This window comes from Pseudomonas sp. SDI (assembly GCF_003105155.1).
In the GTDB taxonomy this organism is placed as follows: domain Bacteria; phylum Pseudomonadota; class Gammaproteobacteria; order Pseudomonadales; family Pseudomonadaceae; genus Aquipseudomonas.
Map to the genome: position 1 here is coordinate 259,317 of NZ_QETK01000001.1, position 25,082 is coordinate 284,398.

Genomic DNA, 25,082 nt, shown 5'->3' on the forward strand with positions numbered 1-25,082 from the left:
AGAATAGCTAATGAGTTTCCAAAGCACAGGGTTGCCCGATCAAAGGCAACCGGCCAGAACCCGCACCAGCTGTTGCGCGCGTGGGTCCATGAGGATGTAAGGGCCGAGGGTGTTGGTGACGAAGCCAAACGCCACGTCGTGTTCCGGGTCGGCGAAACCGACCGAACCGCCCGCCCCCGGGTGGCCGAACGCGCGGGCACCGAGGCCAAAGGTGGCATTGGCCACGGTTGGCTGGTCGAGCATGCAGCCGAGGCCGAAACGGGTTTGGGTAAGCAGGGTGCGGTCGTCGCCCAGGCTGTGCTCGCGGGTCAGTTCGTCGAGCAGCTCGGACTCCAGCAGGCTGCCGTCCAGCAGCCCGGCATAGAACCCGGCCAGGCTGCGCGCATTACCGTGGCCGTTGGCCGCCGGCTGCTGCATGCGCCGCCACTCCGGCTTGTTGGTGCTGGTGAGGATCGCCGGCGGGTTGGTGAACGCACGGGTCGACAACGCCTGTGGTTCGGTCATGGTGACTTTCAGCAGGCGCTTGGCCGCCTCGTCGCCCAGGTTGCCCTTGCCGCGGGCGATGTGGGCAACCCGGTGGAATTCGCTGTCGTCCAGGCCGACATGGAAGTCCAGCCCCAGCGGCCGCGCCGTGCGCGCGACAATCGACTCGCCGGGGCTACGCCCGTCGGCGCGGCGGATCAGCTCACCAACCAGCCAGCCATAGGTGATGGCGGCATAGCCATGAGCGCTGCCCGGCGTCCACCACGGGGTTTCGGCGGCCAGGCTGTCGACCATGGTCTGCCAGTCGTACAGGGCTTCGGCCGGCAGCAGCTCGCGGATCGCCGGCAGGCCGGCGCGATGACTGAGCAACTGACGCAGGGTCACCGAGTCCTTGCCCGCCTGGGCGAATTCCGGCCAGTAGCGCGCGACCGGAGCATCGAGGGCCAACTTGCCCTCGCCGACCAATTGCAGCGCGGTGACCGCAGCGAAGGTCTTGGTGCAGGAGAACAGGTTGAGGATGGTGTCGCTGTGCCAGGCCTCGGCACCGTCCTTGTCGGCGCTGCCGGCCCAGAGGTCGATCACGGTTTCCCCGCCGACCTGGATGCACAGCGCAGCGCCGCGCGCCTGGGGATCGTCGAAGAGTGCCGCAAAGGCTTCGCGTACCGCTTCGAACTTGAGCTCGTAATGACCCTGAATCTGCACCCACCGACTCCCTGCACAACCTGATTTCAACGTGGCGTGCATTGTTTCAGCCCGCAGCCGATTTGGGAACCGATTGTGGTCAGATGGTCGCCGCGCCGGTTACGGCTTGGCAGCGGCGACCGGCTTGTTGAACTGCTCGAGCACTTGCAGGTTGGCCTTGCGCACGCTGTCGACAAAGCCGGCATACGGCACGTCGGTGATCGCCACCAGGCCAAAGTGACCGTTTTCGCCATCGAGCAGACGGCCGCTGGCCGGCTGGTCGAGGTACTGGAACCAGTGCGCACCGACAATCGATGGCTCAGCCGCCGCCGCCTTGAGGAACGCCGCATAGGCCGGGCCACGGTCTTCCTCGCGGGCCACTTCCATCGGCCCCGGACCGAACGGCCCACGGTCACGCGAGCCGAACTGGAATTCGGACACCAGCACCGGCTTGTTCAGCGCCGCCAACTGGGCGAAGTCGTAACCGTCCTGCGGTGTGGGCGCATAGACGTTGAAACTGAGCACGTCGCAGTAGGTGGCGCAGGCCTTGACCGCCTCCGGCGTGCTCACCGCGTAGCGCCCCCCCAGCAACAGGTGGTTCGGCGCATGCCATTTCAGCGAGTCGGCAATGGTCTTGAAATAGGTCTCGGCAAACACCTGCTGGAAGTACTGGAAGTCCGCCTCGATTTCCGGGTGCTCCGGGTTCGGCAACGGCGGCTCGAAGCCTGGGTCTTCCATCAGTTCCCACGCCGGCAGGTCGATACCCCAGGCCTTCGACAGCCCCTGCTGGTTACGGTACTTGTCGCGCAGCTGCTTGAGGAAGGCGCGCTTGGCCGGCACGTCGGTGGTCAGGCGCAAGGTGCCGTAGGCCAGCGCATAACGGGCTTTCGGATCGTTGCCGGGCGCGGCCCAGGCCAGTTCGTTGTCGGCAAAGTAGCCGATCAGGAACGGGTCGTCGCGGTGGTCACGGGCGGCAATCGCCACCGCGCGCTCGGTGGCCATGGCAAAGCGCGGGTCGAACGGGTCGGGCATGGCGCCCCACCAGTCCATGCCCGTGCTGATGCTGGTGTAGTCGCCGACGATGGCCAGTGGCAAGGTGTACGGCAGGCGCTCGGCGGCTTCCAGGGCCGGCTCGCTCCAGTTGCCGAGGGTGTTGAAGCCCCAGGCCTGCAAGCGGTCGAGGCTGTGCGCCTGCCAGCGGTTCTGGTCGAACACCGCCGGTGGGCACGCCGCGGCCGGTGGCTGGCCCTTGGCGATCGTCTCGGCAGTGGGTGCCAGGCAGGGTTTACTGTAGGTGCGTTCGAGGTTGGCGGCATAGAAGTCGAACCAGCGGCCCTGGTCGAAATTGCGCCCCTTCGACGAGCCGTTGCCGTCGTGGTTGTTGCCTTCGCCATAGAACGGCGCCAGTTGGCTGCCCTCCGGCGGCAGCGCAGTGAACATCGATTCGCGCCCGGCGACATAGGTACGCCCGCCATCGGCGGCCACCGCGTTGACGCCCAGCGAGTAGAACGGGTGCCCTTCCGGGGTCACCAGGTACCAGCGCCCCTCATGCTTGTGGGTGCGGAAGAAGCCCTTGGCTTCGAAGGTCTGGCCGCCAGTGAGGCCGCCGAACTTGTCCAGCTTGAGCTTGCCGCGCTCGGCCAACCAGCCCTTGAGCTGCTGCTGTTCGCGGTTGGCGGCGGCCTTGAGCTGGTCGTCGCTGGCAATTTTCTCCGGCCAGCGGCCACGGCTGAATTGCCCGAAGCCGTCGATCAGGCCGTTGTAGGCGGCCTTTTGCAGCAGATCGTCGTCCTGCACGCCGAACCGCTCGATGAGGATGCTTTGCGCCACATTCGGCTTGTGCATCGACAGGGTCACCGAGACCACCTGCTTGAGGTCCAGCTCCCCGGCGCTGCTGGTCAGCAGCAGGCGCTGGCCTTCGTGCACCCACGGCATCGGCGGGCCGACGCGCATGCCCTGGCTCAGCGGCGAACTGGCGGTCAGCGGCACCAGCACTGTTTGCGCCGGGCCGGCCGGCAGGTCGATGCGGCTGACCAGGGTTTTACCGTCGGCGCTGAGCACCGTCACCTCCACGGTCAACGCCCAGTCCATGCCACTTTGCAGGCGCAGGGTCATGGCGCTGGCAGCGGACCAGTCCCACACCCCGGTTTGCGGGCTCAGGCGCAGGCTCGGGCGCTCGACCGGGTTGAATACCACGCGACGCAGCACCTCGCCTTGCGCCGTCTGCTCGGCGTTGTATTGCGGCAGGCTGGCATCCTCGGTCACCACGTTGACCACGGCGGCCGGGCGGACGAAGTTGAACAGCGTCTGCTGGCCAGCCAGCAACGGCGAGCTGAACAGCAGTGCGAGTACGGCAGGCAGGGTACGGCGCAACATAGGGCTGGAGTTCTCCTTGAAGGCCCGGTCGGGCCTTGATCTCACTGATAGACAACACCTCGGTGCATTCCGCTCCGAGGGTCAGGAAATTTCCCGGCGGAACGGCGGCAACGCATTGAGGATAGCCTTGCCGTAGCGCTGGGTGACGACTCGGCGATCGAGCAGGGTGATGGTGCCGCGGTCCTCCTCGGTACGCAGCAGCCGCCCGCAGGCCTGGATCAGGCGCAGCGAGGCATCGGGTACGGCAATTTCCATGAACGGATTGCCACCGCGCGCTTCGATCCACTCGGCCAGGGCCGCTTCGACCGGGTCGTCGGGCACCGCAAAGGGGATCTTGGCGATCACCACGTGCTCGCAATAGGCCCCCGGCAGGTCCACCCCTTCGGCGAAGCTGGCCAGGCCGAACAGCACGCTGGAATCGCCGCCATCGACCCGCGCCTTGTGCTTGTTGAGGGTTTCCTGCTTGGACAGGTTGCCCTGGATGAACACCTGCTTGCGCCAGTCGCGGTCGAGGCCGTCGAACACATCCTGCATCTGCTTGCGCGACGAGAACAACACCAGCGAGCCGCGCGAACCTTCGACCAGCGCCGGCAGGTCGCGGATGATCGCTGCGGTGTGGGCAGCGGCATCGCGCGGGTCGGCGCGCAGGTCGGGCACCCGCAGCACGCCGGCGTCGACGTGGTGGAACGGGCTCGGCACCACCGCCGTCACGGCGTCGCGCGGCAGGCCGGCACGCATGCGGAAACGGTCGAATTTACCCAGGGCCGTCAGCGTCGCCGAGGTTACCAGAGCGCCATGGGCGACATTCCACAGGTTGCGCCGGAGCATTTCCGCGGCCAGGATCGGGCTGGCGTTGACCTCGATGTCGAACAGCGCGCCCGTTTCGGCCAGGGTCAGCCAGCGTGCCATCGGCGGGCTGTCTTCCGGGTCTTCGGCGGTGAACGCGGTCCACAGCTCCCAGTTGCCCTGGGCGCGCACCAACAGGCTGCCGAACAACGGGTACCACTCTTCGGCCTGGTGGCTGGCGATGCCGATGTTGTTCTCGCCGTCCATGCCTTCCTTGAGCAGGTCGGTCAGACGGGTGAACAGGTCGTTGAGGCGGCCGAAGCCTTTTTTCAGTTCCAGGCCCATTTCGCGTATGTGCTCGGGCACCACCCCACCGACGAAGCGATGGCGCGGCCGCTCACGGCCCTCCATGTCTTCGCCGGGGCGGAAGTCGGCCACCTGCTCGCAGGCAGCGAACATGAACTGCTGTTGATCCTTGATTTCGCGAGCCAGTTCCGGCACCTGCTCGATCCACTTGCCGAGGTCGCCCGGCAGCGGGTGCTGGGCGAGCAGCTTGGTCAGGTTCTTGGCGGTGCTTTCCAGCCAGTCGGAGGTGGAGCGCAGGCGGCTGTAATGGGCGAAGTGGCCGATGGCCTTGTCGGGCAGGTGGTGGCCTTCGTCGAACACGTAGATGGTGTCGCGCGGGTCGGGCAGCACGGCGCCACCGCCCAGGGCCAGGTCGGCCAGGACCATGTCGTGGTTGGTGACGATTACATCGACCTTGCCCATGCCTTCACGGGCCTTGTAGAAGGTGCACTGGCCGAAGTTCGGGCAATGGCGGCCGGTGCACTGACTGTGATCGGTGGTAACGCGGGACCAGTCCTGGTCCTCCAGGGCGACGGGCCAGCTGTCGCGGTCGCCGTCCCATTTATTCCCGGCAAGCTTCTCGATCATGCTGGTGAACAGCTTCTGGCTGGCCTCATCCACTTCGATCTTGAAGCCTTCTTCGGCGAACAGCTGGGCGGTGGCGGTTTGTGCGTGACCTTCCTGCAGCAGCACGTCGAGCTTGGACAGGCACAGGTAGCGACCACGGCCCTTGGCCAGGGCGAAGCTGAAGTTCAGGCCGCTGTTGCGCATCAGGTCCGGCAGGTCCTTGAATACGATCTGTTCCTGCAGGGCGACGGTGGCGGTGGCGATCACCAGGCGCTTGCCGGCAGCCTTGGCCGCCGGAATCGAGGCGAGGCTGTAGGCCACGGTTTTACCGGTGCCGGTACCGGCCTCGACCGCAACCACGGCCGGCTCGCCGTCGCGCCGACCTTCGTCGTCGACCGCGATATCGCCGAGCACCTTCGCCACTTCGGCGATCATCAGGCGCTGGCCATAGCGGGGTTTCAAGCGCTTGGCTTCGAGAAAACGCGAGTAGGCGCCCTGAATCTGGGATTTGAGTTCGTTGCTGATCATGGTATCGGGGCGCCCGGAGGGCTGGATAAATTTTCAGTGTTTCGTGTGGGCCGCTATCATACCCCGCTATTGCCCCTTGCGCCGAACGGAGTTCCCGATGACTGCTTTTGCCCTCCCCTACAGCCTGCATGTTCTGGCCGCCCTGATCTGGGTCGGGGGGATGTTCTTCGCCTGGCTGGTGCTGCGTCCGGCGGCGGTGGTAGCCCTGGAGGGGCCGGCTCGCCTGCGCCTCTGGGTAGAAGTGTTTCAGCGTTTTTTCGGCTGGGTCTGGGTGGCCGTGGTGGTGCTGGCGGTGAGCGGGGTGGCGATGATTCACCTGCACTTCAGCGGCTTCGAGACGGCGCCAAAGTACGTGCAGGTGATGATCGGCGGGTTTATCGCGATGGTCGCGCTGTTCATCCGGGTGCAGTCGTTGCTGCTGCCGGAGCTGCGCAAGGCGGTGGGCAGCGAAGACTGGCCGGCCGGCGCTGGCGTGATGGCACGGATTCGACGGGTGGTGGGGATCAACCTGTTGCTGGGGGTGGCGGTTGTGCTGGTGGCGGCTTCCCGGGCGGTGATCTGAGGACCGCTCCCGCATGGATCACCTGACGCCATGTGGGAGCGGGCTCGTCCCGCGCTGCTTTTGGGTGTTACAGCCGTTGCACCGTCAACTCCCCAGCCGCCCCGGCCAAGCCGGGTTGCCCCGGCTGTCCGGCGCGCCCGGCAGCGCCAGCATCGGTACGATAGAGCCAGCAGCCCTTGCTCGCCCCGCCGGCGCCCGGTTTGCCCGCAGCCCCCGGCGCACCCGGTGCGCCACCTTCGAGACGAACCTTGATCTGCTCGGCCGGATAGCCCGCCGGCAACAGCAGCCGCACCCGACCGCCCGGTGCGCCATTGTGCCCGTCGCCACCGTTGTCGCCATTGAAGCCGCGCGACGCCTGGCCCCAGGTGCAACCAGCGGCCTCGCCATTGGCGCCATCCAACCCGGCATAGCCCGGCGCACCGGCGCCTCCACGGGCATCGATCGATAACTGCGGTGCCTGCAACGCAGCCACCTTCAATTGCAGCGTGCGCCCCGGCCGCGCCGGCTTCTCGTAGGTGCCTGGCGACCCGTGCGCGGCAATCTCGCTGCCCGCGCCCAGTTGCGCCCGGCCCACCTCGATACGTAGCTCATTGTCGGCCGGCACCACGGCGATCCGTGCATCCTGGCCCAGGTGCAGCTCATCGACCGTCAGCTCGACCAGGCTCGCCGGCAGCAGCAGGGTTGCCGAATCTGCCACGTCAAGCCGCTGCAGGTGCACCACGCTGGTCGTGTTCGGCAAACGCAACAGCGAGTGCGATGCCACGCTGATCGCATCGGCCAGGGCCAACGGGCTGAACAGTGCCGCCAGCAGAATCCATTTACGCATGCTTGGCCTCCTGGCGCGGCGCCGGAATCGATTGAATATGGAAGATCCCCACCAGCAGGATCTGCAGGCGGTCGAACCAGCGGTGGCTGCGCTCGCGCAGGCAGGCATTGAACAGCAGCACTTCCAGCACGTGCAGCGTCAACAACGCCGCAGCAGCCGCATTGATAAGCAGATGAAAGGGTTTGTCTGCCGGCATCAGCAGATTCACCAGCACGACCCACCAGAAGACCACCGTCAGGGCTTTACCCAGCCCCCACAACGCTTTCATAAGTGCCCCTTGCGATTTTTTATAGTTGGCAGCCCGCCCGTCGAGCGCGGGCAGTGCCTGCAACATAAACCACAGGCACCACCGGCGGCCAGCCCGCCGCCATCAGTTGAGGTGCAGGTCTACGCGGCGATTTTGCGCGCGCCCGGCATCGGTTTCGTTATCGGCCACCGGCTCGCTCTCGCCCTTGCCCTGGCTGGTGACCTTCTGCGGCGACAGGCCCTGCCCGATCAGGTACTCGGCAACGCTGCTGGCACGGCGTTCGGACAGCGCCTGGTTATAAGCGTCGGTACCCTTGCTGTCAGTATGCCCGATGACCTTGATCCGGCTCACCGAAGGGTTGTTGAGCTTGTCCAGCAGCCCTTGCAGTTGCTGCTTGGCGGCGGACGTCAGCTCGGCAGAGTCGAAGGCAAACAGCACGTTGCCCTGGTCGCTGAGGGTGATGACTTCCGGGGTGGCCTCGGGCGCGGGCGCCTTCTGCGTCGCCGGGTACTGCGGCAATGGGCAACCGGTATGGCTGACCGGGGTATTGGCCGGGGTGTCCGGGCAGCGGTCACGACGGTCGAAGACGCCATCGCCATCTTCGTCGCCGTCCTGCGCGTAGCAGATCAGGCCGCCGGCTACGGCACCAGCCAGCGCCCCGCCACCGGCCCAGGCGGAACTTTCGATTGCACCCAATCCGCCACCAACCAGGCCGCCGAGCAGGCTGCAGATGGGCCAGGTCCTTTGGTTGAGTGGCGCGCTGCCATCGCTGTGGGTGGCACAACCGGAGAGCAGGCTGCCGGCCAACAGCAGGGGAAGCGCGGCTTTGCTGAATACACTCATTGCTAATGCTCCTGTGTCACCGGCCTCTACCGGTAACACAGGAGTAAAGACCGGCCTGCGGCACTTCTCAAGCAGCAGGCCGACGTTGCCTAGCGCTCGATACGGATCTCGGTACGGCGGTTCTGCGCCCGACCATCCTCGGTCTTGTTGTCGGCCACTGGCTGGCTTTCGCCGGCACCACGCACCGAAACGAAGCTGGCGCGCGGCACGCCGCTACCGATCAGGTAGTCGGTGACCGAATGCGCACGACGTTCCGAGAGTTTCTGATTATAGGCATCCGAGCCACGGCTGTCGGTATGCCCGGTCACGCTCAGCCTGGCACTTGGCGCTTCCTGTTTCAGCCGGGTGGCGATGGTGTTCAGGCGTTCCTTGTCGGCGCTGGTGAGCTTGGCCGAGTCGAAGTGGAAGTGCACATCGCGGATGACGATGGTTTCCTCCTTGACCACCACGACCTCTTCCACCACCGGCGCGGCCAGCGGGCAGCCGGTGGCATCGACTGGGGTCCCGCGCGGTGTGCCAGGGCACTTGTCGCGGCTATCCGGAACGCCATCGCCGTCCTCGTCGCCATCGCCGTGGACCCAGCAATAGCCCGCCGCCAGGCCACCGCCGAGCAACGCGCCCCAGCCAGCCCAGCTCGAGCTTTCGATCGCGCCCAATGCTGCGCCACCTACACCCCCGACGGCAGCACACTTCGGCCAGTCGGTTTTTTGCAAACCTGCACAACCAGTCAACACGCTGGTTAGCAGAACCAGAGGTAATGCTGTGCGTACAATGCTCATTTTGTTGCTTCTCCTTGGGGGAATCGGTGCAAAACCGATGCTCTGGGAGTAAAGACCGCGCCTCCCATCTCCGCCAGCAATAAGCCATGAGGCAATTGCCCTGCCTCTATGCCTACGCGTGCGGGACAGCTAGTCTTGAGCTTCTGACGAGGATCTTCGATGACTGAAAGCTTTTCTTCGCGTACACCGCAGCAGGCACTCGCCGCCCTGCTGGCCCAGCATGCGCCGCAACGTCTGCTGCTGGTGGGTAGCCAGTTCCCAGCCCTGGCGGCCTTCGCCACAGCGCATCCGCAGGTGGAAATCGCCGTGACCGCGCCCGGCCCGTTGCCGGCCGCGCTGGCGGCCCAGCGCTTCGACCTGGCCTTGCTGGTCGACTGCCTGGAGCACCTGCCCAAGCGCGACGGCCTGGAACTGCTCGGCGGTATTCGCAACCTCAATGCCAGCCGGGTCGCGGTGCTGGCCGACCTGAGCGCCTGCGGCTGGCAGGACACCGATTTCTATGCGCTGGCCTTGCAGGCCAACGAACGCTTTCAACGCGACGAACAGACCTTGAGCCTGTTCACCTATGATCTACGTGACTACAAGCAGGTCCCGGACTGGTTGAATGCCAAGTTCTGGGCCAACCCGCAAAATTTCGGCAAGTACTGGTGGTGATGCAATGAGTGTTTCGGTTTGCCCGTGTGGCAGCGGCAACCTGCTGGATGCCTGCTGCGGGCACTATCACGCCGGCCATCCGGCCCCCGACGCCCAGGCGCTGATGCGCTCGCGCTACAGCGCCTACGTGCTGGGCCTGATCGACTACCTGGTGGCGACCACCCTGCCGGTGCAGCAGGACCGTCTGGACCGCGCCGGGATTGCCGCCTGGAGTGCCCAGAGCACCTGGCTGGGGCTGCAGGTGGAAGCGGCGGAAGTGTTCGGCGGCCAACCCGAGCATGCCTTCGTGACCTTTACCGCACGCTGGCACGACCTCGACGGCGAGCACAGCCATCGCGAGCGCTCGGCCTTCGTCCAGCACGCCGGCCACTGGTACTTCATCGACCCAACGGTGGGCCTCAAGGCCAACCGCAACGACGCCTGTCCGTGCGCCAGCGGGCAGAAATTCAAGAAATGCTGCGCCAGTTACGTGGGTAGCTAGCGCTCATGCCCCGGCGCACCGGTCTGGTCCTGCTCAGCCTCCTGCTGCTGAGCCTGGCTGGCTGCGCCGGCGGCCTTGGCGACGATGGGCAACGCCGCGAACCGCAGGTGCACCTGATCAAGGTCGAGACGGTGAAAGCACGCTTGATGGAGCAGCAGTTCATCCTGCATTTCCGTATCGACAACCCCAGCGACTCGACCCTGGTGGTACGCAGCCTCAGTTACCGCGTGCGGCTCAACGAGATGCTCCTGGCCGAGGGCGATGCCCGCCTGTGGTTCAGCGTGGGCGGACATGGCCGGGAAAGCTTCGAGGTGCCGGTGCGCACCAACCTCTGGCAGCACCTGAAGCCGATTGCCAAACTGCTCAAGCACCACGAGCAGCCGATCCATTACCAGTTGCAGGGCGAACTGACCACCGGATTATTCTTCAGCCACGACCTGCACTTGTCGCGCAGTGGTGAGATAATTCCCGGCGATCTTTTTCCGGAGTAAGTTTCAATGACCCAGCAACCCCATGTTCACGGCCCAGACTGCAACCACGATCATGACCATCATCACGATCACGACCACGGTCATGTGCACGGCCCGCATTGCAACCACGGCCACCAGGAGCCGGTGCGCAACGCCCTGAAGGACGTCGGCCGCAACGACCCATGCCCGTGCGGCAGCAGCAAGAAGTTCAAGAAGTGCCACGGGGCCTAAGCCACCCGTAACGGCACCTCTGCACCCTGTGGGAGCTGGCTTTGCTGGCGAGAGACCAGCATGGTCCGCATCGCTGGCCAGGCCAGCGCCCACAGAGGCAGCCCCGGCCTTCCCCCACCGTGCGTCGCCTGCCGGCGAAAATAAAGCCCCACCCCCCGCTTGCATGGTGTCATCGGCCTCACTAACGTAGCGCCTTTTATACGCCACACCCTGCAGGAGCCCCACCATGGCCTCGCCAGCCCTTTCACACGTACTTCCCCGGTTCGGCGTCGCCGCGACCCTGCTCGGGCTGCTCAGCCTCGGCGGGTGTCAGTTGGGCAACCCGCGCGACAGCGTGCCGCCCAGCGTCGGCGTGCAGCCGCTCAAGGGCCTGGCACAGAACGTTTCGGTGCGCCGCAATGCGCTCGGCATGCCGCTGATCGAAAGCAGCAGCTTCCATGACGCCCTGTTCAGCCTCGGTTACGTGCATGCCGGCGACCGCATCGGGCAAATGCTCGGCATGCGCCTGCTGGCCCAGGGCCGGCTGGCCGAACTGGCCGGCCCCGAGGTGCTCGAGGTCGACCGCTTCATGCGCGCCGCCAACCTGAAAAAGAGCGCCAACGAACGCTACGCCGACGCCTCGCCTCGCCTGAAACGCTTCTTCGAGGTCTACGCGCGCGGCGTCAACGCCTACCTGTTCCGCTACCGCGACAACCTGCCCGGCCCAGTGGCCCAAAGCGGCTACCGTCCCGAGTACTGGAAGCCGGAAGACTCGGCGCTGATCTTCGCCCTCTACAGCTTCAGCCAGTCGGTCAACCTGCAGGAAGAAATCGCCGCGCTGACCCTGGCCGAGAAAGTCGGTGCCGACCAGTTGGCCTGGCTGCTGCCCAGCTACCCCGACGAGCCGCTGCCGTTCGCCGAAGCCGACAAACTCAAAGGCCTCAACCTCGGCAGCCAGCTTGCCGGGCTGGCCCCCCTTGCCGCCGTCAGCGAACAGCTGGCCGCGCTCAACCTGCTCGGCAGCGCCGGTTCCAGCAACTGGGCCATCGCCCCGCAGCGCAGCCGCAGCGGCAAGAGCCTGCTGGCCAGCGACACCAGCGGCGCCTGGGCACTGAGCCCAGTACAGATCCGCACCAGCAAATACCAGGCGGCCGGCTTCAGCCTGCCAGGCCTGCCGTTCGTGCTGTCGGGCTTCAACGGCAAGCTGGCCTGGAGCAGCAGCGCGGCTATGGGCGACAACCAGGACCTGTACCTGGAAAAACTGCGCCGCGAAGGCAGCCGCCTGATGTACCAGGTCGACGGCCGCTGGCAGCCGGTGCAGGCGCGCAATGAAACCTTCTTCGTCAAAGGCCAGCGCCCGCAACGCGAAACCCTCTACGAGACCCGCCACGGGACCCTGCTCAGCGGCACCCAGGGCAGCCTCGGCCTGGCCCTGAAGATGCCCGAGCTCAAGGGTGACAAGAGCCTGGATGCGCTGTTCGACCTGACCCGTGCGCAAAACGTCGAGCGCGCCTTCGACGCCAGCCGCGAAATCGGTGGCGCCGCGCTGAACCTGGTATTCGCCGATGCCAACAATGTCGGCTGGCAGGTCACCGGACGCTACCCGAACCGCCGCGAAGGCCAGGGCCTGCTGCCGTCGCCGGGCTGGGACAGCCGCTACGACTGGGACGGCTATGCCGACCCGATGCTGCACCCGTATGACCAGGACCCGGTCCAGGGTTGGCTGGGCAATGCCAACCAGCGCAGCGTGCCGCGCGGCTATGGCATGCAGCTGTCCAACAGCTGGTACTACCCGGAGCGCGCCGAGCGCCTCGCCCAGTTGGCCGGCAACGGTAAGCACGACCGTCGCAGCCTGATCGCCATGCAGAACGACCAGACCAGCCTGTTTGCCGCCAAGCTCAAGGCAATGTTCGAAGCGCCGGGCATGGCCCAGCCGCTGAAGCAGGCCATCGACGCCCTGCCCAGCGAGCAGAGGGCCAAGGCCCGCGAAGCCTACACTCGGCTGATGGCCTTCGACGGCCGGCTGAGTTCGCAGTCGAGCGACGCAGCGATCTACGCGCTGTTCCTCCAGGAGAGCGCCAAGCAGACCTTCCTCGACGAACTCGGCCCGGAATCCGGCGCCGCCTGGCAGGCCTTCGTGGCCAACGCGCGGCTGTCCTATTCGGCGCAGGCCGATCACCTGCTCGGGCGCGACGACAGCCCGTTCTGGGACGACCGTAAAACCCCGGCCAAGGAAGACAAGCCGACGATCCTCGCACGCAGCCTGGCCGCGGCGATCAGTGCCGGCGAAGCACAACTGGGGAGCGACCGCCGCACCTGGCAGTGGGGCCAGCTGCACCAGTACCGCTGGCCGCTGAGCACCTTCCATGGCCTGGGCGATGTGCAGCAGCGCACGGCGCAAGCCAGCGGCGGCGATCACACCACGCTGAATGCCGCGCCCTATGCCTGGGGCCAGGACTTCAGCGCGCGGCTGGCACCGTCGCTGCGCATGGTAGTCGACTTCGGCCAGCCGGAACCGCTGCTCGGCCTGAGCAGCAGCGGCCAGTCAGGCAACCCGGCCAGCGCGCATTTCGCCGACGGCCTGGGCGCCTGGTTCAAGGGCCAGTACCTCAGCTTCCCGATGCAGACGCAGAACTTCGAGCGGGTCTACGGCAGCAAGCGCCTGACCCTGGTCCCCGGCAAGTAATCCCCTCCCCCACAACGCGGTGAGCCCGGCTCACCGCGTTGCCGCTGATCCACATCAACGGGGCCCCACGCCCATTCGGTTACAACAAGGCTGGGGGCCGTGTGCCTCCAGCATCAGCCTGATGCGCCTATAAAAACGACTGTGCACCTGCGCCGAGGGGACCACCCCAGGCACAGGTATTTAAAGGACTATTGCAATGGTTTCTTCCTTCCTGCGCCTGGCCGCTGTCGGCTCGGCGTTGCTGTTTGGCGGCCCGTTGCTGGCCGGCGAGTCGACCCCGACAGCCGCCAGCGACGGCGCCCAACTGGATCGCGGCAAGTACATTGCCCAGCTCGGCGACTGCATCGCCTGCCACACCGCGCCACAGGGCGAACTGATGGCCGGCGGGCTGGAGCTGAGCACGCCGATGGGCACGATCTACTCCAGCAACATCACCCCCGACCCGAAGACCGGCATTGGCGCCTACAGTTTCGAGCAGTTCGACAAGGCCATGCGCGAGGGTGTGAACGCCGCTGGCCAGAATCTTTACCCGGCAATGCCGTACCCGTCCTACGCGAAGATGACCGAAGCGGACATGCGCGACCTCTACGCCTACCTGATGCACGGCGTGCCGGCAGTGGCCAAGGACAACCGCGAAGCCGAGATGCAGTGGCCGTTCAACCAGCGCTGGGGCCTGGCCCTGTGGAACTTCGCCTTCCTCGACAACACCCCGTTCGAGCCGCAGCCGACGCGCGACGAGGTACTCAACCGCGGCGCCTATCTGGTGCAGGGCCTGGGCCATTGCGGTGCGTGCCACACGCCGCGCGGCATCGCCTTCCAGGAAAAGGCCATGAGCGACGACGGCCGCAGCGGCAAACACTTCCTCGCCGGAGAAACCGTCGAGCACTGGCAAGCCCTGAGCCTGCGCGACCTGTGGACCGTGCCGGACACCGTACAATTGCTCAAGACCGGGCAGAACCGCTTTGCCACGGTTTCCGGGAACATGGCCGAGGTCATTCACCACAGTACCCAGCACTTTACCGACGCGGACCTGACCGCCATCGCCACGTACCTGAAGTCGCTGCCGCCGGGTGAGAACGACCTGCCGATGCCGGCCGTGGCGCAAGCGCCGGCCGCGCCACCGGCGACACTGTTCAGCAGCCGTGGCGGGCTCGGTTACACGCAGTTCTGCGCCGACTGCCACCGCCCGGATGGCGGCGGTGTCCCGGGGCTGTTCCCGCCGCTGGCGCACAACCCGAGCGTGGCCTCGAACAACCCGACATCGCTGATGCACATCACCCTCACCGGCTGGAAAACCGCAGAAACTGCGGCCCATCCACGGGTCTATACGATGCCCGGGTTTGCCCGCCTGAGCGATCAGGAAATTGCCGAGATCCTGACCTTCGTCCGCGGCAGTTGGGGCAACGATGGCACGCCGATCAGCGACAAGCAGGTGGCGCAGCTGCGCAAGCAGTTGAACCCGCAGTTCAACAATTCCACGGCGTTCGAAACACCACGCCTGGCCAACCTGCTGGCGGCGGCGAACGCCGATCAGGTGGTGCGCGGCATGCGCCTGCACCTGCAAACCAAGGAACTGCTGCCGGATAACGTCGGCAACGCGCTCAATTGCACCAGTTGCCACCTCAACGCCGGCACCGTGGCCGATGGCTCGCCGTTTGTCGGGGTGTCGGCGTTCTTCCCCGGCTATGCGCCACGGGCGGGCAAGGTGATCACCCTGGAGGAGCGGATCAATGGCTGTTTCCGTCGCTCGATGAACGGCAAGCCGCTGCCACCGCAATCGGCCGATATGCAGGCGATGGTGGCGTATTTCGACTGGATGAAGTTCAACACCAAGCCTGAGGACAAGGTGCCCGGACGCGGCGTGGGCAAGGTGGACCCGGCGATCAAGCCTGACCTGGCCAATGGCGAGCTGATTTACGCCAAGCAGTGTGCGGTGTGCCATGGCAACCAGGGTGAAGGCTTGGCCCGTGCCGATGGCACGCCGATCTACCCACCGTTGTGGGGCGATCAGTCGTTCAATATCGGCGCAGGGATGGCACGCACCTATACCGCGGCGGCGTTCGTCAAACGCAACATGCCGATCGGCTTCCATGAGCAATTCCCGCTGGGCCAGGGCGGCCTGTCGGACCAGGAAGCGGTGGATGTTGCGGCATGGTTCTCGCAACAACCGCGGCCGGACTTCCCGGACAAGGTCAAGGACTGGCCCAATGGTGGACGGCCGGTGGATGCGCGGTACTGAACCATAGCGCATGAGGTGGGGGGCAGCAGCAGCTGCCTCCTGTGGGAGCGGGCTCGTCCCGCACCTCCCCAGATCTCTGCCACCGCCCCTGGCGAACCGAATCCAAAGTGTGGTGTGAAACTTGCTATCACTTTGCTGTCTGGCATCGACCGGTAACGGCCTCCTGCCAACCCAACATTTCTCGGTTCTAAGGACGACACAATGAAAAAAGCATGGCTGACGCTTTCTGCACTCGCTCTGTGTCTGGCTGCAGGCAATACCCTGGCCAAGGAATACAAGGAGCTGCGCTTTGGCGTCGATCCGTCGTATGCCCCGTTCGAATCCAAGGCCGCCGACGGCAGCCTGGTCGGCTTCGACATCGATCTGGGCAACGCCATCTGCAAAGAGCTCAAGGTCAAGTGCAAGTGGGTTGAAAGTGACTTCGACGGCATGATCCCGGGCCTCAAAGCCAACAAGTTCGACGGCGTGATCTCGTCCATGACCGTCACCCCAGCCCGGGAAAAAGTCATCGACTTCTCCAGCGAGCTGTTCTCCGGGCCGACCGCCCTGGTGTTCAAGAAAGGCGCCGGCCTCAGCGCCGATCCGGCCTCGCTGAAGGGCAAAACCGTCGGTTACGAACAAGGCACCATCCAGGAAGCCTACGCCAAAGCCGTGCTCGACAAGGCCGGGGTCAAGACCCAGGCCTACCAGAACCAGGACCAGGTCTACGCCGACCTGACCTCCGGGCGCCTCGACGCCTCGATCCAGGACATGCTGCAAGCCGAACTGGGCTTCCTGAAGTCGCCACAAGGCGCCGACTACGAAGTCAGCCAGCCGGTCGACAGCGAATTGCTGCCGTCGAAAACCGCCGTCGGTATCAAAAAAGGTAACACCGAGCTGAAGGCGCTACTGGACAAGGGTATCAAAGCGTTACACGACGACGGCACCTACGCCGAAATCCAGAAAAAGCATTTCGGTGAGCTGAACCTCTACAGCGGCAAATAAGCCCTCGCTGTGTACGCCGCCCCTGGCTTGCGCGAGGGGTGGCTCTTTTCCGACTGGTAAAGGTTCGCGTCAATGCTCGACGACCTGCTGCAGCATCTGGGGCTCTCGGCATTCAGCTTGCGGGGCTTCGGCCCGCTGCTGTTGCAAGGCACCTGGATGACCATCAAATTATCCTTCATGTCGCTGCTGGTGAGCGTCGGCCTCGGCCTGCTCGGTGCCAGCGCCAAGCTGTCGCCGCTGCGCCTGCTGCGCGTGCCGGCCCAGGCCTACACCACGCTGATCCGCGGGGTGCCCGACCTGGTGCTGATGCTGCTGATCTTCTACAGCCTGCAAACCTGGCTGACCAGCCTCACCGACTACCTGGAATGGGAATACATCGAGATCGATCCGTTCGCCGCCGGGGTCATCACCCTGGGCTTCATCTACGGTGCCTATTTCACCGAAACCTTCCGCGGAGCGATCCTCGCCGTGCCGCGCGGCCAGGTCGAGGCCGCCACCGCCTACGGGCTCAAGCGCTGGCAGCGGTTCCGCTTCGTGGTCTTCCCGCAGATGATGCGTTTCGCCTTGCCGGGCATCGGCAACAACTGGATGGTGATGCTCAAGGCCACCGCGCTGGTGTCGATCATCGGCCTGGCCGACCTGGTCAAGGCGGCCCAGGATGCCGGCAAAAGCTCCTATCAACTGTTCTATTTCCTGGTGGTGGCAGGCTTCATCTACTTGATGATCACCAGCGCCTCGAACCTGGTCCTGCGCTGGCTGGAACGGCGCTATAACGTCGGCACCCGGGAGGCCCTACGATGATCGAATTGCTACAGGAATACTGGCGCGCCTTCCTCTACACCGACGGCACGCACATCACCGGCCTGGCGATGACCTTGTGGCTGCTCAGCGCCTCGTTGCTGATCGGCTTCCTGGTGTCGATTCCGCTGTCGATTGCGCGGGTTTCGCGGCGCTTCTGGGTACGCTGGCCAGTACAGTTCTACACCTACCTGTTCCGCGGCACCCCGCTGTATATCCAGTTGCTGATCTGCTACACGGGGATCTACAGCCTGCAAGCGGTGCGCGACCAGCCGCTGCTCGACAGCTTCTTCCGCGACGCGATGAACTGCACCATCCTCGCCTTTGCCCTGAACACCTGCGCCTACACCACGGAGATCTTCGCCGGGGCGATCCGCAGCATGAACCACGGCGAAGTCGAGGCTGCCAAGGCCTACGGCCTGCGCGGCTGGAAACTTTATGCTTATATCATCATGCCGTCGGCGCTACGGCGTTCGCTGCCGTTCTACAGCAACGAAGTGATCCTGATGCTGCATTCGACCACCGTGGCCTTTACCGCCACCGTGCCGGATATTCTCAAGGTCGCCCGCGACGCCAACTCGGCAACGTTTCTGACTTTCCAGTCGTTCGGCATCGCCGCGGCGATCTACTTGTGCGTGACCTTCGCCCTGGTCGGTCTGTTCCGCCTTGCCGAGCGACGCTGGCTGGCCTTCCTCGGCCCTGCTCACTAGGACTGCTATGCACCATTCAACCCATGACATTCTGGCGCCGGTCCCCGGCATTGCCCGCCAGATCCACAGCTTCCACTTCGGCCCCCGTGGCGCCGGCAAAATCTACATCCAGGCCTCGCTGCACGCCGACGAACTGCCCGGCATGCTGGTGGCCTGGCACCTCAAGCAGCGCCTCGGCGAGCTGGAAAGCCAGGGCAAGCTGCAGCGCGAAATCGTCCTGGTGCCCATCGCCAACCCGGTGGGCCTGGAACAGGTGCTGATGGACGTGCCGCTAGGCCGCTACGAGCTGCAAAGCGGCGAGAACTTCAACCGCCACTTCGTCGACCTGAGCGACCAGATCGGCGACCAGATCGAGGCTAACCTGAGCCAGGATGGCGCCCGCAACGTCGAACTGATCCGCGAAAGCCTGCGCCGCGCCCTCGACGCCCAGCCGGCGCAGACGCCGCTGCAATCGCAGCGCCTGACCCTGCAGCGGCTGGCCTGCGACGCCGAAATGGTGCTGGACCTGCACTGCGACTTCGAAGCCGTCGAGCACCTTTACACCACCCCGGAAGCCTGGCCGCAGGTCGAGCCACTGGCGCGCTACCTGGGTACCCAGGCCAGCCTGCTGGCCACCGATTCCGGCGGGCAGTCGTTCGACGAATGCTTCACCCTGGTCTGGTGGCAATTGCAGCAACGCTTCGGCAAGCAGTTCCCGATCCCGCAGGGCAGTTTTTCGGTCACCGTCGAGCTACGTGGTCAAGGCGATGTCAGCCATCCGCTGGCCAGCAAGGACTGTGCAGCCATCCTCGATTACCTGAGCCATTACGGCGCTATCGAAGGCCAGGCCGCGCCACTGCCGGCCCTGACCTACCCGGCCACGCCGCTGGCCGGGGTCGAACCGGTGGCTACGCCACTGGGCGGCTTGCTGGTGTTCCACGCCAAGCCGGGGCAGTACCTGGAAGTCGGGCAACTGATCGCCGAGGTGATCGACCCGCTCAGCGACCGCGTAACCCCAGTGCGCAACAACCAGGCTGGCCTGATGTACGCCCGTTCGCTGCGGCGCATGGCCACGGCCGGCATGGTGATCGCCCATGTCGCGGGCAACCAGGCCTATCGCAGCGGCTACCTGTTATCGCCTTGAGGGCCCGTGCATGTACAAATTGACCATCGAAGACCTGCACAAGCGCTACGGCGATCACCATGTGCTGAAAGGCGTATCACTGAAAGCCAAGACCGGCGACGTGATCAGCCTGATCGGCGCCAGCGGCTCGGGCAAGAGCACCTTCCTGCGCTGCATCAACTTCCTCGAACAACCCAACGACGGCAGCATGACCCTCGACGGCCAGCCGATAAAGATGGTCCACGACCACCACGGCATGCACGTCGCCGATGCCGACGAGCTGCAGCGGATCCGCACGCGGTTGGCCATGGTGTTCCAGCATTTCAACCTGTGGAGCCACCTCAGCGTGCTGGACAACGTCAGCCTGGCACCACGGCGGGTGCTCGGGGTGAGCAAGCATGAAGCCGAGGAACGGGCGCGGGCCTACCTCGACAAGGTCGGACTGGCGCCGCGGGTGGCCGAGCAGTACCCGGCGTTTCTCTCCGGCGGCCAGCAACAGCGGGTGGCCATTGCCCGCGCGCTGGCCATGGAGCCGGAAGTGATGCTGTTCGACGAACCGACCTCGGCGCTCGACCCGGAACTGGTCGGCGAGGTGCTCCGGGTGATCCAGGGCCTGGCCGAAGAAGGCCGAACCATGATCATGGTGACCCACGAGATGAGCTTTGCCCGCCAGGTATCGAATCAGGTGCTGTTCCTGCACCAGGGGCTGGTCGAGGAGCACGGGGCACCCGCCGATGTGCTCGGCAATCCGAAAAGCGAGCGTTTGCGCCAGTTCCTCAGCGGCAACCTCAAATAGGTGTCAGGCCATCGGTGCGGGCGGCGGCTCGTCGGGCAGGGTCGGTTCGCCAGGCTCCATCGGTTGGGTTTCGCCGGGTTGTGGCGTGTCGGGGGTGTCCGGGTCGGGCTGACCAGGCACGCCGCCGGCCTGGGCGAGCGGCGGATGCGCCAGCAGCGACCACGCCAGCAGCCCGATCTGATTAGGCTGCAGCACGGCCAGTTTAGCGCTGATAACGGGATCGAGTTTCATCGGCGGCTCCTGAGCTGAAGTCCACCGCGCTTCGTGCGCGGCGGGACGGTTCAACCCGTTGGAGTGCCATTACGTCGAGGAATTCCCCCGGTTCGTCGCCTCAGGTACGCGGCAGGGTGACGCCACGTTGGCCCTGGTACTTGCCGCCACGGTCCTTGTAGGACACTTCGCACTCTTCGTCGGACTCCAGGAACAGCATCTGCGCCACGCCTTCGTTGGCGTAGATCTTCGCCGGCAGCGTGGTGGTGTTGGAGAACTCCAGGGTCACGTGGCCTTCCCACTCAGGTTCCAGCGGGGTGACGTTGACGATGATGCCGCAGCGCGCGTAGGTGCTTTTGCCCAGGCAGATGGTCAGCACGTTGCGGGGAATACGGAAATATTCGACGGTACGGGCCAGGGCGAAGGAGTTCGGCGGGATGATGCAGACGTCGCTCTTGACGTCGACGAAGCTGCCGGCGTCGAAGTTTTTCGGATCGACGGTCGCCGAATTGATATTGGTGAACACCTTGAATTCATCGGCGCAACGCACGTCGTAGCCGTAGCTGGAGACGCCGAACGAGATCAGCCGGTTGTCACTCTCGCCGCGCACCTGACGCTCGACGAAAGGTTCGATCATGCCGTGTTCCTGCGCCATGCGGCGAATCCACTTGTCCGATTTGATGCTCATGGCGGGTGTCCTGAAATAGCGAGGTGAAGAAATTCTGAGGCGCATCTTACCGGGCCCGGCGCCGGACTCAAAGTTTCCTGCGGTTTCAACGGTCGGATCCGTGTTTCCTCGGGCTTCCCGGCACATGCCGATGGCCGCCAGTCCTGAATTTCGCGAAAGCTGAACAAGACCATTGGCACGTTCTGGAAAAAGGGTTAAGGTGTTGTCACTGTGCTGCACGTGTCACTGAGAATCTCTACCTGATGCAAGATCTCGATCAACCCATCTTCATGAATTTTCTGCCTCTTTGCACTCAGTCTCGGTCAGGGCGTTTCCTGATCGGTAGTTAACTTTGTCCAAGGAGACAGACTATGTCCAATCGCCAAACCGGTACCGTTAAGTGGTTCAACGATGAAAAAGGCTTCGGCTTCATCACCCCACAATCCGGTGACGACCTGTTCGTACACTTCAAAGCTATCAAAGCTGACGGCTTCAAAAGCCTGAAAGAAGGCCAAGCGGTCTCTTTCATCGCTACCCGCGGTCAGAAAGGTATGCAAGCTGAAGAAGTAGAAGTTATCTAACTTCCGCTTTATCGCTTAAAAAAGCCCCGTCCTTCACCGGTCGGGGCTTTTTTTATGCCCGCGTTTTAGCACTATCGCCGACAAGGCAAGCTCCTTGTGGGAGCCGGCCTTGCCGGCGATAGTCGCGACTCAGTCTTCGCTGATGGTGATAGTCGGCATCGTCGGCGTCGCCGCTTCCTGCAGCACGATCCGTGCACCCACCTGGCGCGCCAGTTCCTGGTAGACCATGGCAATCTGGCTTTCCGGCTCGGCAATCGCCGTTGGCTTGCCACTGTCGGCCTGCTCACGGATCAGCATCGACAGCGGCAACGAGGCCAGCAGCTCGACACCGTACTGCGAGGCGAGCTTCTCGCCACCGCCCTCGCCAAAGAGGTGCTCGGCATGCCCGCAGTTCGAGCAGATGTGCACGGCCATGTTCTCGACCACACCCAGCACCGGGATATTGACCTTGCGGAACATCTCCACGCCCTTCTTGGCGTCGAGCAGGGCCAGGTCCTGTGGCGTGGTGACGATCACCGCGCCGGCCACCGGCACCTTCTGCGCCAGGGTCAGCTGGATATCGCCGGTGCCCGGCGGCATGTCGATCACCAGGTAATCGAGGTTGTCCCAGGCAGTCTGGGTGACCAGTTGCAACAGCGCCCCGGAGACCATCGGCCCACGCCAGACCATCGGTGTGTTGTCGTCGGTGAGGAAGGCCATCGACATGACCTGCACGCCATGCGCCTGCAACGGCACAAACCACTTCTGGTCCTTGACCTGCGGCCGGGTCCCTTCGGCGATGCCGAACATCACGCCCTGGCTTGGGCCATAGATGTCCGCATCGAGGATGCCGACCCGCGCCCCTTCACGGGCCAGCGCCAGCGCGAGGTTGGCGGCGGTGGTGGATTTGCCCACGCCGCCCTTGCCCGAGGCCACGGCCACGATGTTCTTCACATTGGCCAGGCCCGGGATCTGCGCCTGGGCCTTGTGCGCGGCGATCACGCAGTCGATCTCGACCTTGGCCGCCGTCACCCCGTCAATGCCTTCCACTGCGGTCTGCAGCACCTGGGCCCAACCGTTCTTGAACAACCCGGCGGCATAGCCGAGTTGCAGGCGCACGCTGACGTGTTGGCCCTGGATGTCGATGGCCTGCACACAGCCGGCGCTGACCGGATCGAGGTTCAGGTATGGGTCGGTGTATTGGCGAAGGACGGCTTCAACTGCTGCGCGGGTGACGGCGCTCATGGAGACTCCCGATATAAAGGCTGAGTAAAACAGGCCGCTATGCTAACCCGTGCGGCCGGCGCAGATGCGCGCATGGGGTGAAATATATTTCCCGGCGCTTTATAGTGGCCGATCATCTTTTTCAAACCTGTAGCCGAAAAGTAGCCGAGCCCCCATGTCCGAGCCACGTCAGATTCTTGTCACCAGTGCCCTGCCCTATGCCAATGGTTCCATCCACCTGGGTCATATGCTTGAGTACGTCCAGACAGACATGTGGGTGCGCTTCCAGAAGATGCGTGGCAACCAGTGCACCTACGTGTGCGCCGACGACGCGCACGGTTCGGCGATCATGCTGCGCGCCGAAAAGGAAGGGATTACTCCCGAGCAACTGATTGCCGCGGTGCAGGCCGAGCATGCCAGCGACTTCGCCGACTTCCTGGTCGACTTCGACAATTTCCACTCGACCCACGCCGAGGAAAACCGCGAGCTGTCGAGCCAGATCTACCTGAAACTGCGCGAAGCCGGGCACATCGCCAACCGCTCGATCACCCAGTATTTCGACCCGGACAAGAAGATGTTCCTGGCCGATCGTTTCATCAAAGGCACCTGCCCCAAATGCGCGGCAGACGACCAGTACGGCGACAACTGCGAGAAGTGCGGTGCCACCTACGCCCCGACCGAGCTGAAGAACCCGAAATCGGCGATCTCCGGCGCCACCCCGGTGCTCAAGGACTCGCAGCACTTCTTCTTCAAGCTGCCGGACTTCCAGGCCATGCTGCAGGGCTGGACCCGCAGCGGCGCGCTGCAGGACGCTGTGGCCAACAAGATCGCCGAGTGGCTGGATGCCGGCCTGCAGGAGTGGGACATTTCCCGCGATGCACCGTACTTCGGCTTCGAAATCCCGGACGAGCCCGGCAAATACTTCTACGTGTGGCTGGACGCCCCGATCGGCTACATGGCCAGCTTCAAGAACCTCTGCGCACGTCGCCCGGAGCTGGACTTCGACGCCTACTGGAACAAGGATTCCAAGGCCGAGCTGTACCACTTCATCGGCAAGGACATCGTCAACTTCCATGCCCTGTTCTGGCCAGCCATGCTGGAAGGCGCCGGCTACCGCAAGCCGACCGCCATCAACGTGCACGGCTACTTGACCGTCAACGGCCAGAAAATGTCCAAGTCGCGCGGCACCTTCATCAAGGCGCGTACCTACCTGGACCACCTGGCGCCGGAATACCTGCGCTACTACTACGCCTCCAAGCTGGGCCGCGGCGTCGACGACCTCGACCTGAACCTGGAAGACTTCGTGCAGAAGGTCAACTCGGACCTGGTCGGCAAGGTGGTCAACATCGCCAGCCGTTGCGCCGGCTTCATCCACAAGGGTAACGCCGGCGTGATGGTGGCCGGCGATGCCGCACCGGAACTCAGCGAAGCCTTCCTCAGCGCTACGCCAAGCATCGCCGAAGCCTACGAGGCCCGTGACTTCGCCCGTGCCATGCGCGAAATCATGGCCCTGGCCGACCGTGCCAACGCCTGGATCGCCGACAAGGCACCGTGGTCGCTGGCCAAGCAGGAAGGCAAGCAGGACGAAGTCCAGGCCATCTGTGCCCAGGGCATCAACCTGTTCCGCCAACTGGTGATCTTCCTCAAGCCGGTGCTGCCGCAACTGGCCGTCGATGCCGAGGCCTTCCTCAACGTCGCCCCGCTGACCTGGAACGACCACCAGACGCGCCTGGAAAACCACCCGCTGAACCCGTTCAAGGCACTGATGACCCGTATCGACCCGCTCAAGGTGCAAGCCATGACCGACGCCTCCAAGGAAGACCTGGTAGCCAGCCAGACCAGCGTTGTCAGCGGCAACGGCGAGCTGAGCAAGGACCCGCTGTCGCCAGAGATCGAATTCGACACCTTTGCCGCCGTCGACCTGCGCGTGGCGCTGATCGTCAAGGCCGAGGCCGTTGAAGGCGCCGACAAGCTGCTGCGGCTGACCCTGGATATCGGCGACGAGCAACGCAACGTGTTCTCCGGCATCAAGTCGGCCTACCCGGACCCGAGCAAGCTCGAAGGGCGCCTGACCATGATGATCGCCAACCTCAAGCCGCGCAAAATGCGCTTTGGCCTCTCCGAGGGCATGGTGATGGCTGCCGGCCCTGGCGGCGAAGAAATCTACCTGCTGAGCCCTGACAGCGGCGCCAAGCCGGGTCAACGCATCAAGTAAGCCCCACGCCCCGAACGGCAAACGTTCGGGGCGTTCTCTTTGTGTCGTCGTTG

24 protein-coding genes are annotated in these 25,082 nt (G+C 64.6%); 14 read left to right on the forward strand and 10 right to left on the reverse strand.

Translation table 11 applies throughout. From position 1 onward, the window contains the following. Positions 1–39: 39 nt before the first annotated feature. From DCO48_RS01285 to dinG, 3 genes are all read right to left on the reverse strand, one after another. Complete coding sequence (locus DCO48_RS01285) at positions 40–1,185, reverse strand: serine hydrolase domain-containing protein (RefSeq protein ID WP_116548820.1); 1,146 nt, start codon at positions 1,183–1,185, stop codon at positions 40–42. Positions 1,186–1,284: 99 nt separating this feature from the next. Next, positions 1,285–3,540 carry a beta-galactosidase gene (locus DCO48_RS01290; RefSeq protein ID WP_116548821.1) on the reverse strand — a complete coding sequence of 752 codons (2,256 nt, stop codon included), beginning with the start codon at positions 3,538–3,540 and terminating at the stop codon, positions 1,285–1,287. A gap of 81 nt (positions 3,541–3,621) precedes the next feature. Beyond that, positions 3,622–5,766, reverse strand: a complete 2,145-nt coding sequence (gene dinG, locus DCO48_RS01295; protein ID WP_116548822.1) for an ATP-dependent DNA helicase DinG — start codon at positions 5,764–5,766, stop codon at positions 3,622–3,624. 97 nt (positions 5,767–5,863) lie between these two features. Between dinG and DCO48_RS01300 the strand changes: the two genes are divergently transcribed. Then, on the forward strand, positions 5,864–6,328 hold the full coding sequence (locus DCO48_RS01300; RefSeq protein ID WP_116548823.1) for a CopD family protein: 465 nt from the start codon (positions 5,864–5,866) through the stop codon (positions 6,326–6,328). Between the two features lie 67 nt (positions 6,329–6,395). Here DCO48_RS01300 and DCO48_RS01305 read toward each other — a convergent pair whose 3' ends face one another. The 4 genes from DCO48_RS01305 to DCO48_RS01320 all read right to left on the reverse strand — a co-directional run bounded on the left by DCO48_RS01305 (position 6,396) and on the right by DCO48_RS01320 (position 9,023). Further along, complete coding sequence (locus DCO48_RS01305; RefSeq protein WP_116548824.1) at positions 6,396–7,154, reverse strand: collagen-like protein; 759 nt, start codon at positions 7,152–7,154, stop codon at positions 6,396–6,398. Beyond that, complete coding sequence (locus DCO48_RS01310) at positions 7,147–7,422, reverse strand: DUF1145 domain-containing protein (protein WP_116548825.1); 276 nt, start codon at positions 7,420–7,422, stop codon at positions 7,147–7,149. The genes DCO48_RS01305 and DCO48_RS01310 overlap by 8 nt, the downstream gene beginning before the upstream one ends. A gap of 102 nt (positions 7,423–7,524) precedes the next feature. Next, the gene (locus tag DCO48_RS01315; protein WP_116548826.1) at positions 7,525–8,244 is read right to left on the reverse strand and encodes an OmpA family protein; all 720 of its coding nucleotides are present in this window, start codon (positions 8,242–8,244) and stop codon (positions 7,525–7,527) included. A gap of 89 nt (positions 8,245–8,333) precedes the next feature. Continuing rightward, positions 8,334–9,023, reverse strand: coding sequence for an OmpA family protein (locus DCO48_RS01320; RefSeq protein WP_116548827.1), 690 nt, complete (start codon positions 9,021–9,023; stop codon positions 8,334–8,336). 159 nt (positions 9,024–9,182) lie between these two features. On the opposite strand from DCO48_RS01320, the gene DCO48_RS01325 reads away from it, so the two are divergent. The 11 genes from DCO48_RS01325 (at position 9,183) to DCO48_RS01375 (ending at position 20,153) form a co-directional block, all read left to right on the forward strand. Further along, the gene (locus tag DCO48_RS01325) at positions 9,183–9,677 is read left to right on the forward strand and encodes a DUF6231 family protein (RefSeq protein ID WP_116548828.1); all 495 of its coding nucleotides are present in this window, start codon (positions 9,183–9,185) and stop codon (positions 9,675–9,677) included. Positions 9,678–9,681: 4 nt separating this feature from the next. Further along, entirely contained in the window at positions 9,682–10,158 is a 477-nt protein-coding gene (locus DCO48_RS01330; protein ID WP_116548829.1) for a YchJ family protein, read from the forward strand. Between the two features lie 5 nt (positions 10,159–10,163). Next, positions 10,164–10,649, forward strand: a complete 486-nt coding sequence (locus DCO48_RS01335; RefSeq protein WP_116548830.1) for an LEA type 2 family protein — start codon at positions 10,164–10,166, stop codon at positions 10,647–10,649. A 6-nt stretch (positions 10,650–10,655) separates the two neighbouring features. Further along, a complete protein-coding gene (locus tag DCO48_RS01340) occupies positions 10,656–10,859 on the forward strand; it encodes an SEC-C metal-binding domain-containing protein (RefSeq protein ID WP_116548831.1) in 204 nt (67 codons plus the stop codon). Between the two features lie 226 nt (positions 10,860–11,085). Further along, entirely contained in the window at positions 11,086–13,524 is a 2,439-nt protein-coding gene (locus DCO48_RS01345; protein WP_116548832.1) for a penicillin acylase family protein, read from the forward strand. 196 nt (positions 13,525–13,720) lie between these two features. Beyond that, positions 13,721–15,763 (forward strand): c-type cytochrome, encoded by a 2,043-nt coding sequence (locus DCO48_RS01350; RefSeq protein ID WP_116548833.1) that lies wholly within the window; start codon positions 13,721–13,723, stop codon positions 15,761–15,763. Between the two features lie 201 nt (positions 15,764–15,964). Further along, entirely contained in the window at positions 15,965–16,747 is a 783-nt protein-coding gene (locus tag DCO48_RS01355; RefSeq protein ID WP_116548834.1) for a transporter substrate-binding domain-containing protein, read from the forward strand. A gap of 72 nt (positions 16,748–16,819) precedes the next feature. Beyond that, positions 16,820–17,548 (forward strand): ABC transporter permease, encoded by a 729-nt coding sequence (locus DCO48_RS01360; RefSeq protein ID WP_116548835.1) that lies wholly within the window; start codon positions 16,820–16,822, stop codon positions 17,546–17,548. Beyond that, positions 17,545–18,255, forward strand: a complete 711-nt coding sequence (locus DCO48_RS01365) for an ABC transporter permease (RefSeq protein WP_116548836.1) — start codon at positions 17,545–17,547, stop codon at positions 18,253–18,255. The genes DCO48_RS01360 and DCO48_RS01365 overlap by 4 nt, the downstream gene beginning before the upstream one ends. Positions 18,256–18,262: 7 nt before the next feature. Continuing rightward, positions 18,263–19,378: a succinylglutamate desuccinylase/aspartoacylase family protein gene (locus tag DCO48_RS01370; protein WP_116548837.1), complete on the forward strand. Its 1,116-nt coding sequence runs from the start codon at positions 18,263–18,265 to the stop codon at positions 19,376–19,378. A 10-nt stretch (positions 19,379–19,388) separates the two neighbouring features. Continuing rightward, complete coding sequence (locus tag DCO48_RS01375) at positions 19,389–20,153, forward strand: ABC transporter ATP-binding protein (protein WP_116548838.1); 765 nt, start codon at positions 19,389–19,391, stop codon at positions 20,151–20,153. A gap of 3 nt (positions 20,154–20,156) precedes the next feature. Here the strand turns inward: DCO48_RS01375 and DCO48_RS01380 are convergent, their stop codons facing one another. Together DCO48_RS01380 and dcd are read right to left on the reverse strand one after the other, a co-directional pair. Then, entirely contained in the window at positions 20,157–20,384 is a 228-nt protein-coding gene (locus DCO48_RS01380) for a hypothetical protein (protein ID WP_116548839.1), read from the reverse strand. A gap of 100 nt (positions 20,385–20,484) precedes the next feature. Beyond that, positions 20,485–21,051: a dCTP deaminase gene (gene dcd, locus DCO48_RS01385; protein ID WP_028943496.1), complete on the reverse strand. Its 567-nt coding sequence runs from the start codon at positions 21,049–21,051 to the stop codon at positions 20,485–20,487. Between the two features lie 350 nt (positions 21,052–21,401). On the opposite strand from dcd, the gene DCO48_RS01390 reads away from it, so the two are divergent. Then, positions 21,402–21,611 carry a cold-shock protein gene (locus DCO48_RS01390; protein ID WP_010221054.1) on the forward strand — a complete coding sequence of 70 codons (210 nt, stop codon included), beginning with the start codon at positions 21,402–21,404 and terminating at the stop codon, positions 21,609–21,611. 129 nt (positions 21,612–21,740) lie between these two features. On the opposite strand, the gene apbC is transcribed toward DCO48_RS01390, so the two are convergent. After that, complete coding sequence (apbC, locus tag DCO48_RS01395) at positions 21,741–22,835, reverse strand: iron-sulfur cluster carrier protein ApbC (protein ID WP_116548840.1); 1,095 nt, start codon at positions 22,833–22,835, stop codon at positions 21,741–21,743. A 154-nt stretch (positions 22,836–22,989) separates the two neighbouring features. On the opposite strand from apbC, the gene metG reads away from it, so the two are divergent. Then, a complete protein-coding gene (gene metG, locus DCO48_RS01400; RefSeq protein ID WP_116548841.1) occupies positions 22,990–25,029 on the forward strand; it encodes a methionine--tRNA ligase in 2,040 nt (679 codons plus the stop codon). Positions 25,030–25,082: the final 53 nt, after the last annotated feature.